Genomic DNA, 15,427 nt, shown 5'->3' on the forward strand with positions numbered 1-15,427 from the left:
CTCAGCCCGGCGCCGGCACCGCCTGCGGCGTGTCCATGTGCCCTGCCTCCGCGGGCGCCGGCTGTTCCGCCTTCGTGGCCTTGCGCGCCGCCTCCAGGCAGGCCTGCACGGTGTCGCGCAGCGTCGTCGTGTAGGTGCTGGCCCCGAGCGCGGCCCGCAACTGCTCGTCGCGGAGCACGGCCGCCTCGGCCGGCCAGAACCCGACCAGGGTCGGCGCGCCGGGCAGGCGCGCCTGCAGGCGCCGCAGCAGGTAGCGCAGATGCGACGGCGTGCCGGCGATGTCGAGATAGGTAAAGCAGATCATGGCGGCGTCGGAGATGTCGAGGCTGCCGACCCGCGCGCGTGAAACGGCGTCGTGCGGCAGCACCCGCGCCCCCAGCCCGTGCTTGCGCAGCAACTGCGCCAGCATGGCGGCGGCCGCCTCGTCGAGAGGCCCGCGCCCGGCGATGCACAGCACCGCGCCCTCCCCTTGCCAGGCGGAGGGCAGCGCCTCGCGCTCCGGCAAGGACACATCCAGGGCCGGGCTGGATGGCAGGGCACGTTCCGCGGCCGAGGGAGGCATGGGATCGGCGATGGGAGCTTCAGGGCGCGGATCACTGTCGTCATGTCCTTCGAGGTCATCGACCAGCGACCGCACCGCCTCGCGGACGCGATCCATCTGCGCCGGGCCCAGCACGCCGCGCTGCGCGTCGCCCACGGCCAGATGCAGCCCCTTCAGCGCCACCTCGTCATAATAGGAGGCCAGGGAACGTTCCCGCAGCAGCAGCTCCGCCTGGTCCAACGCCTCGTCGGGATCGTCCGCCAGCATGCGTTGGTAGAAATTCTCGACCGGTGTCAGCGCCGGGCGGTCGCCGAGCAGCACGTCGAGGAATTCCATGTGCTCCACATAGCGGCCCAGCACGACCAGCAGCAGGGTCAATGGCGTGGCCAGCAGCAGGCCGATCGGCCCCCAGAGCCAGGTCCAGAAGGTGGCGGCGACCACCACCGCGAAGGGCGAGAGGCCGGTGGAACGGCCATAGACGACGGGTTCGATCACATGGCCGATCAGCGGCTCGACCACCAGGTAGAGCGCCGCCGTCCACAGCATCATCGACCATCCCGGATCGACCGCCGCCGCGATGGCCAGCGGCAGCGCGGCGGACAGCAGCGAGCCGACATAGGGAACGAAGCGCAGCAGCGCGCCGAGAATGCCCCACAGCGCCGGCGACGGCACGCCGATCAGGAACAGCCCGAAGCCGACGATGACGCCGAAGCTGGCATTGATGGCAAGCTGGAACAGGAAGTAGCGGCTGAGGCGCCCGGCCGCCTCGTCCATCGCCGCCGTGGTGCGATGCAGATCCCGTGATCCGAACAGCCGGATCAGGCGGTCGCGCAGATCCTCGCGCTGCAGCAGGATGAACACGGCGAAGATGAAGACGATGGCCGTGGTCGACAACGGCCCCAGCACCGGCGAAAGGACCCGCTCGGCCACCTGCAGCGGCGAAGAGGCGGGTTCGTGCACTTCCACGGGCAGTGGGGCGCGGCCCTGCTGGAACGGTGTCCGCGCCGAGGGGGACGCGGGCGTGGTTTCCGTCGGCCCGCCGCTGGCGCGTTCCACCTGCCGTCCCACGCCGCGGATGATCTCCGTCAGGCGGCCGATGGTGACATCGCGCACCGCGCCGACCTTCTGCTCGATCGTCACCTGGTACCGCGGCATCTCCCGCGCCAGGTCGGCGACCTGCATCCCGATCAGCGTGCCGAGCGAAAGGATCACGCACAGCGCGACCACCACCGCGAGCAGCACGGCAGGCACGCGGCCCAGCCGCAGGCGGCGGAGCAGCCCGACCAGGGGCGCCAGCACGAAGGACAGCAGGATGGCCAGGGTGACCGGGATCAGCACCTCGCGGCCCAGATAGAGCGCCGCCACCACCACCACGCCCACCGCCAGCGCGAGCAGGCGGCCAAGCCCCGGCGTCTCGGCCGGCGGTACCCGGGCGGGGGCACGAAATCGCGAGGCGCTGTCATCGGACATGCGGATTTCCCGGTCGCGCTGGCCCCGGTCGGCCGACAAGGTCACGGCCCGGCGGACTGCTCAACACGGGCGGAGCGACACGGTTCCGTTTGTCGGATGGCCGTGACCGGCACCACCTCCACCGGCAGCATCGCCAGTTCGGCCACGAGCTCGCTGGCGGCCGTCCAGCGGGCGCGGTCGCCTACCACATAAAGGCGCCGCTGCGCCCGGGTCACGGCGACGTTGAGGATGTTGGGAGTGAAGCTGGCCCAGCGGATGGCACCGTCCGAAGTGCCGCCCAGCGCCAGGATGACGGTCTCCCTCTCCCGGCCCTGGAAGGCATGCACCGTTCCCACCGCCTTCCGTCCCCAGGCAAGCACGCGCTCTTTCGGGGCCTGCGCCGCGAGGTCCTGGCAGAGCAGCCGCCGCAACTCCTCGGCGACGGAGCGGAACGGCGAGATCACGAACAGCGGCGGCAGCCCGTCAGTGTCCACCAGCCCGGCGGCGAGGCAGGCCGCGACCAGATCCCGCACCACCGCGCCCTGTTCGGGAATGAAATGCTTCGGGCCACCACTTTTGGTCCCGACATCGATCCAACGGCTCGGGCCGAGCAAGGGCCGGGACACCGTCAGCGCCGCCTCGGCCGCCGCCTTGTCGCGGGCCAGCACCATGCCGCCGGCATAGGCGAGCCGGTTGGAGATCCCGAACATCGGCTCCACGCAGCGCCGGTGTACCCGGAGCGGACAGCCAACCCAGACCGGGGCCCCGCGATGCGAGCGCACCCAGGCCCCGTACCGGCTGGCCGTATCGGCCAGGGTCTGCGCCGAGGCCAGGGTCGCGCGATGGCGATCCGGCACCCCGCGCCGCTGCGCCAGCTTTGCATCGGCGTTGCGGTCCATCGCCACCACCGGCTCCACCTGGAACGGGTCGCCGACCACCACGGCCCGGCGCGCCCGCCATACCGCACCCACGGCCTGGTGCGGCACCGCCTGGCCGGCCTCGTCCAGCAACAGCCAGGGAATGCTCCCCGCCCCCATGTGCGGGAAGGTCCGCGACAAGGAAGCGAAGGTGGTGGAGACCACCGGCGTGACCAGCGCCAGCGTGGCCCACAGATGCGCCGCCGCCTTCTGCACGACCGGCTGCACCTCCGGACGGCCCATCAGCATGTCCAGCGCCACCCGCAGGTTGCGATCGAACAGCTCCGGCCCGGCGGCGCAGACGAAGGCGAAATGCACGCGCATCGCCGAGACGAACAGCCGGGCCCGCGCCTCCGCCAGCGTCCGGCTGGATCCGGGCAGCATCGCCTGCCGGACCGCCTCGTCCGGTTCGCCCGCCACCGCCGCGACGGTCACCAGTTCCGGATGGCGCTCCGCCAGCCGCGCCGCGGCTTCCTGCGCCGCATCCGCCTGCAGCCGCAGCTCCGCGAGCGCCGTTTCGGCTGCTTCGGCGCCCTGCCGGGCCCGCTCATGCGCCGTTCGCGCCACGCGCCGTGCCTGCTCGGCGTCGCTCAGGCCGCGCTCGGCACCCGCCCGCAGCGTGACCGCCTCGGCGAGCAGGTCCTTCCAGCGTGCGGTGCGCCACCCCAGCAACGAGCCGAGGCCGGTGGGCCTGGCCTCGCGCGCCAGGTCGACACTTCTGTCGGCGCGGTCGAACGCCGCCTTCGCATCAGCCCAGGCCACCTCCGCGGCGTCATCGTCGGCCACGGCCCGCCGCAATGTCGCCGCCGCCTGCGCCGCCACCGCCTCGACGGCGACAAGGCGGGCGGGCAGGTCCGGATCGACCGGCCCTTCCGCGGCGGCCACCTCGGCGCGCAGCGCCTCCACCGCCGCCAGACAGCGCAGGAAGTCTTCCCGGGCCGCGCGCCAGTCCACCCCCTGGCGCCGCGCCTCCTCCAGTTGCCGGAAAACATTGCAGGCGGCGCGCTGCCCCTTGCGCGGCCCTTTCTGTTCATGCGCGTCCATGATGCGCACGAAGCGGGCCTTGTTGGCGACACGGCCGAGCGGCGCCGACATCAATCCCCAGGCCCGGCGCTCCACCGGCGCCGCCTCCTCCGAGTCCTCCTCCTCGGCATCTCCGCCCTCGCCGGGCCGAAGCTGCAACAGCGCGTCGGCGGTCTCGCCGAGGAAACGGAAGCCGTCCAGCAGGCGTTCCTCCACCTTCGCCGCACTTGGCAGTTCGCGCGTGATGTTCTCGACCGCACCATTGTTGCTGCTCGCCACCACGATGAGATGATCGAGCAGGCTCTCGTGCAGTCCATGCACCCAGCCCAGCGGCGTGTTCCACATGTCACGCGCGAAGGCGTCGGCCGGATCGGCGAAGCCACAGAGCAACACGGCCCGGCGCGCCACCACCGCGGCGACCAGATCCATCAGCAGCGTCGTCTTGCCGGTGCCGGGCGGCCCGTTGACGGCGAGCAATCCCCCATCGGCAAGGTCGGCCACCGCGAGATCGACGGCGAGCTGCTGCATCAACGCCATGCTGTGCGCGGCGGGCCAGCGCGCGCGGGGATGCGTCCGGGCAGTGCAGGCAGTGGCGACGAAGCCGCGCCCGGTGCAGTCGCTGCGCTCGGGCGTGCCGGCCAGGTAGCGCGCGACCAGGCCGCCATTGCCGTTGCGCACGGCCCGCAGCACCAGCCGCAGGTCATCGAAATAGAAGCTGTCGACAGGCGGGATCTCCGCCTTGCGGGGCTTCTCCCGGCGCAGCCGCGCCAGCCCGCCTTCCGCATCCGTGCCACCGCGCGATTCCACCTCGACGAACACGCTCGAGACCACCGAGCGCACGATCGCCTGCGGCAGGCCGGGCGAGAGGTCGCGCAGCCAGGTCAGGGTTTCGGCGGTCACGTCGTGCACGGCCCTGACGAAACGTTCGTCGACCTGGCGATCGGCGCCGGCATAGGCATCCACGATCTCGTCGAAGATCGCCCGGGCGCCGCGGCGGAAGGTCTCCAGTTCGTCATCGAAATCCAGCGGGGATCCTTCCCAGAGCCGCTCGAAGGCCAGCCCGAAGGCAGGCAGGCGCAGGCTGCCGGCGATCGCCATGCCGTCATGGCCCACTTCGAACAGGCCGGCGAAACCGAACCGCTTGCCCTTGATCACCGGCCGGGTGTCGTGGTCCTCCTCGGGATCGGTCGCCAGGGCGCGCACGATCTCGGCCTGATAGAGCTCCTTGCCGAACACGCCGAAGCGGACGAAGTGCCGGTAGCGCCGGTCCGGATGGCCGAACGCCTCGTCGCGCCAGGGAAAATCCCGATCCGGCACATGCCGCGCGACGAAGCTGGCAGCGGTATCCGTCTCGCCGTCCTCCTCGGCCTGTGGCGGCGTCAGCGCCTCGACATCCATCCAGTAAAGCAAGGTCCGCGCCGTGTCTTCCACCAGCCACGCCGGATCGGTCCGCGCCTCCTGTCGTTCCTTGCCCATTCCGAGGGCCCCCATGGCGTCAGCCGGCAGGCTAGAGCGGTTCCAGGCCGACCGACAACGGGCAGTGCGGTTTAGCCATTTGTTATAAGGCACAATTTCATTGGCGCAGCGCCTCGTGGCGGCGCCACACGGGCGAACCCGGGAGGGGAAACAACGCAATGCGGTTGCACAGCCGGATGCGACACCAGATATGACGTCCACCGATGTCCATTCTCAAAGCCGGCCTCCTGCTCTTCGCCCTGTTCTTCGTCCTGCCGCTCGGCATCTCGGCGGCACTGCATCGCTTCAGGGGTGTCGGCGCGGATTGGTGGACCGCCGACCGATCCAGCGCCGGCCTGTTGCCGCCGGCCGCGCAGCATCGGGACGCCGTGGTACGGATCTTCGCCGCCCCCACGGTGCGCTGGCGCGGCATCTTCGCGGTGCATTGCTGGATCGTTCTCAAGCCCGAGGGGGCAAGCGCCTATACGCGCTACGACTACACCGCCTGGGGCGATCCGATCCGGGTGAACGGCTTCGCCCCGGATGGGCGCTGGTTCGGGCGCGTCCCCGAAACCGTCTTCGCCGCCGACGGCCCGGCGGCGTCCGCCCTGATTCCGCGGATGCAGGCCGCCATCGCGGGCTATGCCTGGCGCAACCAGGGGGATTACCGGGCCTGGCCGGGCCCGAACTCCAACACCTTCGTCGCCGCGGTGATGGATGCCGTGGCGGAGATCCCGATCACCTTGCCGCCAACGGCCATCGGCAAGGACTACCCCTATGACGGGCGCTGGCTGCGCCTGACGCCATCGGGCACGGGTCTCCGCCTGACCCTCGGCGGTTATGCCGGCCTGACCCTGGGCTGGGTGGAAGGGATCGAGGTGAACATCCTCGGCGCGGTCGCGGGGGTCGATATCCGCCGTCCCGCCCTCAAGCTTCCAGGCCTCGGGCGGTTCGGGCTGCGGGGACCGGACGGGGCATCGAACCCGCTTTCCCCGCCCCTCTATCCGGCCCCCCCCGGGGATGGGCGCTGAAGCAGGGCACCGTACACCCCCCTCCCGAGTTGCGACGCAACGAAGATGCGATGCATCCGTTGTCTCACCGCTGATCGAAACGGGGCCAAAGCATGCGTGACGGAGCGGGGGAATGAACCGGGTGGACAGCGTGAAACTGCCAGAGGCGCCCCAGGTGATGCGGCGCTCGCGGATCCGCGAGGGGCTGCCGAACCCGCGTGGCGTCACCTGGGACGGGCTCGGGGTGAACTTCGCCCTGTTCTCGGCCCATGCCACCAAGGTCGAGCTCTGCCTGTTCGATGATGCCGGCGAGACGGAAATCGAGCGCATCGAGCTGCCGGAGTTCACCGACGAGGTCTGGCACGGCTACCTGCCCGATGCCCGTCCGGGCACGGTCTACGGCTACCGCGTGCATGGCCCGTACGAACCGGACCAGGGGCATCGGTTCAATCCCAACAAGCTCCTGCTCGATCCTTATGCCCGCGCCATCGTCGGCGACCTGAGCTGGGGGCCGGAAGTCTTCGGCTATCAGCTTGAAACCGGCGATGACCTGACCTTCGACGAACGCGACAGCGCGCCGCTGATGCCGAAATGCCAGGTTGTCGACCCGGCCTTCACCTGGGGCCGTGAACGCCGCCCCACCGTGCCGTGGGAACGGACCATCATCTACGAAACGCACGTCAAGGGCTTCACCCAGTTGCATCCCGCGCTGCCCGAGGACATGCACGGCACCTATGCCGGCCTGGCCGCGCCGGAGGTGCTGGCCTATCTGCGCGAGCTTGGCGTCACATCTGTCGAGTTGCTGCCCATCCATACCTTCGTCAACGACGCGCTGCTGATCGACAAGGGCCTGACGAATTACTGGGGTTACAACACGATCGGCTTCTTCGCCCCGGTCCGACGCTATGCGCGCAGCCCGGTCACGGTGGCCGCCGAGTTCAAGGAAATGGTGGCGCGGCTGCACGACGCCGGGCTCGAGGTGATCCTGGACGTCGTCTACAACCACACCGCCGAAGGCAACGAGCGCGGCCCGACGCTGAGCTTCAAGGGGATCGACAACGCCAGCTACTACCGGCTGCTGCCCGACCAGAAGCGCTACTACATCAACGAAACCGGCACCGGGAACACCTTCAATCTCTCGCACCCGCGCGTGCTGCAGCTGGTGACCGACAGCCTGCGCTACTGGGCCACCGAGATGCACGTGGACGGGTTCCGCTTCGACCTCGCCACCATTCTCGGCCGCGAGCCCTATGGTTTCGACGAGGGCGGCGGATTCCTCGATTCCTGCCGGCAGGATCCGGTGCTGTCCTCGGTCAAGCTGATCGCCGAGCCCTGGGACATCGGCCCGGGCGGGTACCAGGTGGGTGGCTTCCCCCCGGGCTGGGCGGAATGGAACGACCGCTTCCGCGACACCGTGCGCGCCTTCTGGAAGGGCGACGCCGGCCAGGCGGCGGAACTCGCATCCCGCCTGACCGCATCGGGGGACAAGTTCAACCGGCGCGGCCGCAAGCCCTGGGCGAGCGTGAACTTCGTCACCGCCCATGACGGCTTCACCCTCACCGACCTCGTCTCCTACAACGACAAGCACAACGAGGCGAACGGCGAGGACAACCGCGACGGCCATTCCGACAACCTGTCCTGGAACCACGGCGCGGAAGGGCCGACCGAGGATCCGGAGATCCAGGCGCTGCGGGAGCGGCAGAAGCGCAACATGCTGGCAACGCTGCTGCTTGCCCAGGGAACGCCGATGCTGCTCGCCGGCGATGAGTTCGGCCGCACCCAGCAGGGTAACAACAACACCTATTGCCAGGACAACGAGCTGAACTGGGTAAATTGGACCGGCATCGACGCGAAGGACCGCGACCTCGCCGCCTTCGTGCGCAAGCTGATCGCCCTGCGCCAGGCTTTCCCGACCCTGCGCCGCGGCCGTTTCCTGACCGGCACCTACAACGACGCGGTCGGCGTCAAGGACATCACCTGGCTGACGCCCGCGGGAACCGAAATGCAGGCGGACCACTGGACCGACCCGAATGCGCGCTGCTTCGGCATGGTGCTGGATGGGCGGGCCCAGGCCACGGGGATCCGCCGCCCGGCCGCGGACGCGACGCTGCTGCAGGTGCTGAACGCGCATCACGACGTGGTCGCGTTCTCCCTGCCGGAGCCGCCGGCCGGGCAGCGCTGGCTGCTGCTGGTGGACACCAACCGGCCGGATATCGACGAACCCGAACCGTTCGAGTTCGGCCATCCCTACATGGTGACCGGCCGTTCCCTGCTGCTGTTCGTGCTGCGCCCGGAGCGGGGTGGCGGCGCGATCCTGGCCGCGGCCCGTTCGGCCCTGCTCGCCGGAACCGAACCCCCGATCCTGGCCGACCACCCGACGTAAAATCTGTGCCGCGCAGCGCGAATGGGATCCAAGGGCCTTGTGGCCCTTGGTCGGTCCAGGGCGAAGCCCTGGCCTTGCCTTTGGTCATCCTACCTTCACAACCCTGTCACCTGGGTTTGCCTCCCCCGCCATAGCTGCTACGGAACCGCGCAAAAGGCGAATCGGGTGTCTCCGATTTTGGCATTTTGCCCACCGATTGCCACTGGCAGCTGGAGAGATGACGCAAAACGAGGCAGAGGCGGATCCAATCGCCGTCAAGGCTGAAGCGGCGCGCGCGGCGCTCGCCGGATTGGCCCCCGCTGGCTTCTTCGAGGACAGGCCGGGCCGGGCGATGCTGCTGGTGACGCAGGAAACCGTGGGCATGTCCCTGTCCATGGCGGTGCGCTCCTGCGCGCTCACCCGGCAGATTCCGGCCGTGGCGCATTTGCTGCGGGATCTGCGGGCGGAACTGGCCCGGCGGCTCGGCGAGGACCGCGTCACCCAGTTGCGTGGCAGCATCAGCAGCGGCACCCCGCCCTGGTTCGAGGCGATCGACCACAAAGGGCGGGTGGTCGTCTCCGGGGAACGTCCCGATACCTGGACCGCCTGACTCCCTTGAACGGCTCCTGAGCAGATGATTCGGCCCCCAGGGTAAACTCCTTCCCTGCACCGGCATTCTGTCGCTTGCCCCTTCAAGGCGCAGCAATGATCGCCGGTTCAGGTTCTCGCATGCTCCCGGTCCCTTCCCAGGCAGATGCCTTGCCCTCCGTGCTGACGGTGCGTCACGTCACGACCTACCGCTATGCCAGCCCGGTCAGGCCCGGCGAGCACAGGATGATGCTCCGCCCCCGCGAGAGCCATGACCTGAGGTTGATCCGGGCGCGGCTGACCATATCGCCGCAGCCGGCGCAGTTGCGCTGGGTGCACGATGTCTTCGACAACTCCGTGGCGGTCGCCACCTTCAATGACCAAGCCACCGAGCTGGCGTTCGACAGCGAGGTGAGGCTGGAACACACCGAGGTGCCGCTTCCCGAATACACCCTGGACGCCGCGGCGCAGCACTTCCCCTTCACCTACCCGTGCGATGACATGCCGGACCTGTTACGTGCCCTCCACAGGCGCCATCCGGAGCCCGACCTCGACCTCTGGGTGAAAGCTTTCCTGCCCCGTTCCGGCAGGACCGGCACCATGGCCCTGTTGCGGACCATCACGGCGGAGATTCGCGAGACGTTCCGCTATTCGCGGCGGCTGGAGCGCGGCGTACAGGCCCCCACGGAAACATTGTCCCGCAGAAGCGGCACCTGCCGCGATTTCGCGCTGCTGATGATGGAAGCCGTGCGCACCATCGGCCTCGCGGCGAGATTCGTCAGCGGCTACATCTTCGTCCCCGGCTTCGAGCCTGACCCCATCCTGGGGGGGGGCGCCACGCATGCCTGGCTGCAGGTCTACCTGCCTGGCGCCGGCTGGGTGGATTTCGACCCCACCAACAGCATCGTCGGCAACCGCAACCTGATTCGCGTGGCGGTTGCCTGGGATCCAGCGCAGGCCCTGCCTTTGTGGGGAAGCTATTTCGGCTTCGGCTCGGCCTTTCTCGGCATGGATGTGTCAGTCTGCGTCCGGGAGGAAAGGCAACGATGATCAGGCGGTGCGGCGGCGTTGCAGATAGGCCGGAAGCTGCCGCGTATCGACGATCTCATCCGTCCAGACCTTGAAAGTTTTCAGCGTGCCCGGGCCGAAGGTGGTGCTGATGGCGACGTCGGCCGCGTCCCGCCCGTAGGCGATCGGGATCCTGCCAATGCGCGGGACATTGTGGCGTGCATCGAAGCTGTGCCACCGGCCGCCGAGGAAGGCTTCGAACCATCCGGAGAAATCCATCGGTTCCGGCACGGCCGGCACACCGATATCGCCCAGGTACCCCGTGCAGTAGCGCGCCGGGATGTTCATGCAGCGGCACAGCGCGATCGCCAGATGGGCGAAGTCCCGGCAGACGCCGCGTCGCTCCTTCAGGGAACTCCAGGCCGTGCGCCGTGGATTCGCGAAGGGGTATCCGAAGGTCAGGTGGCCGTGCACGAAATCGCAGATCGCCTGCACGCGCGACCATCCAGGCCGGGTGTTGCCGAAGGTCTTCCAGGCGAATTCGGACAGCAGGTCGGTCTCGCAGTAGCGGCTGCCGAGCAGGAAGACCAGGGTTTCCGGCGGCAGGTCCTGCACGGGATGCTGGATCGCGTCGGCAACGACCGGATCAGGCAGGCCGCTGTCCGCGACAAGACCATCGGCATGAAACCGGATGGATCCGGACGGCGCCAGCAGGCGACTGCAAAGATTGCCGAACTGGTCGCGGTAGGTTTCCACCGGCACCACCGGATCACTCACAAGGAGAGGCGGAACGACCAGATCCGCGCCGCGCGAGGGATGCACCGTCAGCATGAGGACCATGGGGGTCGGGGCGGTATGATGGTACTCTAGCTCGTATCCGATACGGATCAGCATGCGGCTTCCTGGATCGTGATGGAATTCACTCTGCCCCGAAGCAAGGGGCTCATGGGTTCATCAGCGTCCCGTTCCCGGATTTGTTCCCGAAGACCTGCCTTGCGCCGGAAGATATCCGCAACTCCGCCCACGGATCGACCGGTTGCATTCGGAGATCGTCTTTCCCCCGGCCCAATGCGAAACGGGAGTTGCAAGGCTGCAACTCCCGTTTCGATGATCACGCAGGGCTTGTCAGGCTCTCGGCATCCGTGCCGGGCGATAGTAGCCGGGATAATACCGGTACATGTGGGCCAGGCCACCGGTGCTGAGCCGGGTGAAGCGGGAGAGATGCACCTGCGTCAGCACCGTGCCGAGCAGGCGTATATCCGCCCCCCGCAGCAGCCGCAGCGCATCCCGCGCCGCCGCCCGCGGTGTCCGCTCCCAGCGCACGACGAAAAGGGTGGCATCGACGATGCGCGCGAGAAGTTGCGCGTCGGCGGCCGCCAGCACCGGCGGGGCATCGACGATGACCAGATCATAGCGCGTGCGTGCCATATCCAGGATGCCGGCCAGGCGACGGGAGGTCAGCAATTCCTGGGGATCATGCTCGGGAACACCGGTCGGGATGACATCCAGGCCCTTGGTCATGCGACGCACGACAGGGTTGCCGTCGCTCAGGCTGTTGGTGCCGAGCACCTGCGCCAGCCCCGGCTCCGGGTCGATGCCGAACGCGGCGGCCACGCTGGGATTGCGCAGGTCGCAGTCGATCACGCAGACACGCCAGCCGGCCTGCGCGGCATTGCGCGCGAGGCTGGTGGCCAGGACCGTCTTGCCTTCCTGCGGCAAGGCGGAGGTGATCATGACGACACGCGGCCGGGCCTGCGCGTCGATCACCTGCAACGTGCCGCGCAGGCGGCTGAGCGCCGCCGCGAAATCCGCGGCCCCCCGGCCGTACGGGGCATCGCCGCGCGCCTTCGCGCCCACCGACGGCACCAGCCCGAGCGAGGCCAGGCCAAGCTCCGCCTCCAGGGCCTCGGGCGTGGACACACCCTCTCCCATGCGATCGAACATACAGGCCAGGCCAATCCCCAGGACCAGGGAAAAGCCGAAGCTGACCGCAAGCAACCTGCCGGCGCGCGGGGAATACGGCTCCGAGGGAATCGTCGCCGCCGAGACGAGTTCCGCGTCCGGTTCCTGGATCCCGGCCACATTGGCGAGTTGCGTCGCGCGGGTGAGGAAACTCTCGTAGATGGCGCGGTTGGTATTGGCCTCCGAGATCAGGCTCTGCAGGCGCACCTCGGCCTTGTTCTCGGTGGTGACGGCCGAGCGCAGGCTTTCGAGCCGGGCCCGCAAGGCGGATTCCTGCACGGCTGCCGCGGCAACCTCGTTGGCGAGGCCACTGGTGGCATTGGTCATCTCTTCCTGCAACTTCTGCTGCAGGCCGCGGCGCTGCGAGCGCAACGCCATCAGCTCGGGCGCGCGCTCGCCAAGCGAGACCGACAGCTCCGCGTCACGCCGCGCCAGATTGGCTTCCTGCTCGCGCAATCTCTGTACGAGGGGGGAGTTCAGCACTTCCGGCAGGGCGTCATAGCCGCGTTGCGCGCGCAGGGCGGACCTGGCCTGCGATAGCTGGGCTTCCTTGCGCGCCTTTTCGCCCGAGACGATCACGAGCTGGCGTGCTGCCTCGTCGAGCTGCTGGCGGTTGATGGTGGGCGAGGTCGGCGCATTGCGGGTGTTCAGCACCTCGGCCAGCCCGTTCTGCAGCCGGTAATTCTCCACCGCCTGCTCGGCCGCGCGTGTCTTGGCCCCGAGTTCGCCGAGACGTTCGCTGAACCAGGTATGCGCCCGTTCCACCGCGGCGAATTTCTGGTAGCGCTTGAATTCGAGGTATTGCTGGGCGAACTGGTTGGCGATGTCAGCACTCAGGTCCGGCGAGACGGTCTCCGCCCAGATGGTGATGACGTTGGAGCGTGGCTCGTTCTGCTGCCCCACCATGGCGAGCAGCGCGGTGGTCGCGTTGTCGATGCGCTCCTGCGGCGTCAGCGGGCGCGAGTCCAGCAAGGGAACGCCCAGCAGGGTGCCGGCCATGTGCAGCACCCTGGTGACGACACCGTCATGCGGCGCGAAGGCCGGGTGGTCGACCAGGGCAAGCCGCTCGACCACGCGCCGGGCCAGGGCGGGCGAGCGCAGCAGGTCGATCTGTGTCCGGATCAGGTTGGCATTGCCGGGATCGGCGGCGATCGCCTGCAGGTCGCTCACCTGGGTCTGCCGCGGCTCGACCAGCACGGCGGCTTCCGCCCGGTAGGTCCGCGGCGCCTTGGCAAGATAGAGCCCCATGCCGCCCAGGCCGAGCGTCATGACCAGCAGCACGAGCAGGAAGCGCCGGCGCAAAATGGTGCCAAGCCGCCGCAGCGGCACGCCGATCGGCTCAAGCGTGTGGACGGGATCCGGTGCGGGGCCTGTCAGAGCGGGATTCGCCGTCATGTTGCTCCTCTGTCCAAGAGCGCCCGGGCCCCCTCGACATGTCCCGCACCGTGCGCCGTCGGCAAAAGCCGGATCGGCTCATCGGCGCGCTTCTGCGGGACGCGACCCGCCACATGGTCATGCCATGAGAGGCCGATCGATCTCATGCTGCGTCGATCTCGTCGCATGCTCATAGAACTAGCGGTCGAATCGCCAGCGCGATGATCAGGCGGAACGGAAACTTTTCATGCAAGGCATGGCAAGCCCGCTCACCGCGCACAGGCCAGCAGCGGCCGGATCTGCCCGACGCGGCGCTCGATGATGGCCGCCCGCTGCCGCACATGCGGGGCCGGGGATGCCGCCGACCATTCCAGCGGGCGCGGCAACACCGCCGCCAGCAGCGCCGCTTCCCGCGGCGAGAGCTGCGACGGCACCTTGCCGAAGAAACGCCGCGCCGCCGTCCCCGCGCCATAGACGCCCGGGCCGAATTCCACGATGTTCAGGTAGACTTCAAGCACCCTGCGCTTGGGCCACAATACCGCGATCTGGGGCGTCAGCCACGCCTCCACGACCTTGCGGACCGGGTCGCGCCCCGGCCAGAGCAGCAGGTTCTTGGCGGTCTGCATGGTGATGGTGCTCGCCCCGCGGGGGCGCTCGCCGTTCGACCAGGTCTCGATCTGCCCGCGCATGGCGGCGAAATCGAAGCCCAGGGTTTCCTCGCAGAACAGGTTGTCCTCGGCGGAAATCACCGCCTGGGCGAGCGCCGGGGCGATATCCTCGTAGGCAATCCATTCCCGGTGCAGGCCATACCCCTGGATCAGGCGGATCACCATCAACGGGGTCAGCACCGGCGGCACGAAGCGGAACAGCACGATCAGCAGCAGCGGCCCCAGCAACGCCAGCAGCAGGGCCCGGCCGACCAGCCGGCGCAAGCGCGGACGCCAGGAACGCCTGGGTCGCGCCTGGACCTCCGGTACCCCCCGGCTCGGGCGGCGTGCCTGCTCGGCATCGGGGCGAGGACTGGCCATGCGCCCCTCATGTCGCACCTGACCAGCCGCATCAACGCCCTTTCAGCCTGGGCGGCGATCCGGACCCCGGCGGGCATCGCCCTGCCGGAACGCCGCGCGGGCAGCCCACGCCGTCCGGTTCGGCCCGCGCGGCTTGCGCGGCGGCCGCGACGCCCCATCTCTCGTGCCGGCGGAAGCGGCCGGTGGCCCCTCGAGCATGGCATCGATCAGCCAGGCGGCCACCCGGCCCAGGGTCGCGCGCCCCGCCTCACTCAGCCTCGCCGTTCCCGGCTCGAAGGCCACCCCCGCCGGCCTGAGGGCAGCCGGCCGGTCGAGCGGATGAAAGCCGCCGCGGAACGCACGCGGCATGACGGTCAGCGTATCGGGCGCCTGCCAGCGGAACTGCGGCTCGTTCAGCGTGGCGTCGACGCAGAACTCGCCGAGCGCTGCACGGAAGATCCATCCGTTCGACTGGCTGACCTCGGCGCCGCGCCCGGCCAGCTTCGCGCCGGCCTGCAGCAGCAGCCGCATGATTTCCGCGCGCCGGGCATTCCAGAGGGCATCGGTCGCAGGGTCGGATCCGGTGGCCATGGGGGTCCTTTCCAGAAGGAGATGCCCCCGATATAGGATTTGTTCATGTTTTGTTCCAGACCCCCGGCCCCCTAAAAGAGCATCCCCGCCCCCACGCGAACGGAGACCTCACCCCAGGCGTTCATCTCCGTCATGGCATT

At 69.1% G+C, this 15,427-nt stretch carries 10 protein-coding genes; 4 read left to right on the forward strand and 6 right to left on the reverse strand.

From position 1 onward, the window contains the following. Window position 1: 1 nt before the first annotated feature. Both NBY65_RS00570 and NBY65_RS00575 read right to left on the reverse strand, forming a co-directional pair. Window positions 2-2,011, reverse strand: coding sequence for an AI-2E family transporter (locus NBY65_RS00570; RefSeq protein ID WP_150040932.1), 2,010 nt, complete (start codon window positions 2,009-2,011; stop codon window positions 2-4). Between the two features lie 41 nt (window positions 2,012-2,052). Beyond that, on the reverse strand, window positions 2,053-5,421 hold the full coding sequence (locus tag NBY65_RS00575; protein ID WP_150040933.1) for a DEAD/DEAH box helicase: 3,369 nt from the start codon (window positions 5,419-5,421) through the stop codon (window positions 2,053-2,055). Window positions 5,422-5,609: 188 nt separating this feature from the next. Between NBY65_RS00575 and NBY65_RS00580 the strand changes: the two genes are divergently transcribed. From NBY65_RS00580 to NBY65_RS00595, 4 genes are all read left to right on the forward strand, one after another. Next, entirely contained in the window at window positions 5,610-6,416 is an 807-nt protein-coding gene (locus tag NBY65_RS00580; RefSeq protein WP_203330485.1) for a DUF3750 domain-containing protein, read from the forward strand. Window positions 6,417-6,528: 112 nt separating this feature from the next. Beyond that, entirely contained in the window at window positions 6,529-8,778 is a 2,250-nt protein-coding gene (gene glgX / locus NBY65_RS00585) for a glycogen debranching protein GlgX (protein ID WP_150040934.1), read from the forward strand. Between the two features lie 217 nt (window positions 8,779-8,995). Continuing rightward, window positions 8,996-9,367 (forward strand): hypothetical protein, encoded by a 372-nt coding sequence (locus tag NBY65_RS00590; RefSeq protein WP_150040935.1) that lies wholly within the window; start codon window positions 8,996-8,998, stop codon window positions 9,365-9,367. A 119-nt stretch (window positions 9,368-9,486) separates the two neighbouring features. Continuing rightward, window positions 9,487-10,395 (forward strand): transglutaminase family protein, encoded by a 909-nt coding sequence (locus NBY65_RS00595; RefSeq protein WP_150040936.1) that lies wholly within the window; start codon window positions 9,487-9,489, stop codon window positions 10,393-10,395. Here the strand turns inward: NBY65_RS00595 and NBY65_RS00600 are convergent, their stop codons facing one another. The 4 genes from NBY65_RS00600 to NBY65_RS00615 all read right to left on the reverse strand — a co-directional run bounded on the left by NBY65_RS00600 (window position 10,396) and on the right by NBY65_RS00615 (window position 15,287). Continuing rightward, entirely contained in the window at window positions 10,396-11,247 is an 852-nt protein-coding gene (locus tag NBY65_RS00600) for a transglutaminase-like domain-containing protein (RefSeq protein ID WP_150040937.1), read from the reverse strand. A 231-nt stretch (window positions 11,248-11,478) separates the two neighbouring features. Next, on the reverse strand, window positions 11,479-13,710 hold the full coding sequence (locus NBY65_RS00605; RefSeq protein ID WP_150040938.1) for a GumC family protein: 2,232 nt from the start codon (window positions 13,708-13,710) through the stop codon (window positions 11,479-11,481). A 248-nt stretch (window positions 13,711-13,958) separates the two neighbouring features. Next, window positions 13,959-14,717, reverse strand: coding sequence for a monofunctional biosynthetic peptidoglycan transglycosylase (gene mtgA / locus NBY65_RS00610; protein ID WP_150040939.1), 759 nt, complete (start codon window positions 14,715-14,717; stop codon window positions 13,959-13,961). Window positions 14,718-14,759: 42 nt separating this feature from the next. Further along, a complete protein-coding gene (locus NBY65_RS00615) occupies window positions 14,760-15,287 on the reverse strand; it encodes a hypothetical protein (protein WP_150040940.1) in 528 nt (175 codons plus the stop codon). Window positions 15,288-15,427: the final 140 nt, after the last annotated feature.

The sequence above is a fragment of the Rhodovastum atsumiense genome, from assembly GCF_937425535.1.
Classification (GTDB): Bacteria; Pseudomonadota; Alphaproteobacteria; order Acetobacterales; family Acetobacteraceae; genus Rhodovastum; species Rhodovastum atsumiense.

Coding starts and splice junctions, on each gene's coding strand:
- NBY65_RS00570 (WP_150040932.1), bottom strand. CDS start 2,011: ATGTCCGATGACAGCGCCTCGCGATTTCGTGCCCCCGCCCGGGTACCG.
- NBY65_RS00575 (WP_150040933.1), bottom strand. CDS start 5,421: ATGGGGGCCCTCGGAATGGGCAAGGAACGACAGGAGGCGCGGACCGAT.
- NBY65_RS00580 (WP_203330485.1), top strand. CDS start 5,610: ATGTCCATTCTCAAAGCCGGCCTCCTGCTCTTCGCCCTGTTCTTCGTC.
- glgX (WP_150040934.1), top strand. CDS start 6,529: ATGAACCGGGTGGACAGCGTGAAACTGCCAGAGGCGCCCCAGGTGATG.
- NBY65_RS00590 (WP_150040935.1), top strand. CDS start 8,996: ATGACGCAAAACGAGGCAGAGGCGGATCCAATCGCCGTCAAGGCTGAA.
- NBY65_RS00595 (WP_150040936.1), top strand. CDS start 9,487: ATGCTCCCGGTCCCTTCCCAGGCAGATGCCTTGCCCTCCGTGCTGACG.
- NBY65_RS00600 (WP_150040937.1), bottom strand. CDS start 11,247: ATGCTGATCCGTATCGGATACGAGCTAGAGTACCATCATACCGCCCCG.
- NBY65_RS00605 (WP_150040938.1), bottom strand. CDS start 13,710: ATGACGGCGAATCCCGCTCTGACAGGCCCCGCACCGGATCCCGTCCAC.
- mtgA (WP_150040939.1), bottom strand. CDS start 14,717: ATGGCCAGTCCTCGCCCCGATGCCGAGCAGGCACGCCGCCCGAGCCGG.
- NBY65_RS00615 (WP_150040940.1), bottom strand. CDS start 15,287: ATGGCCACCGGATCCGACCCTGCGACCGATGCCCTCTGGAATGCCCGG.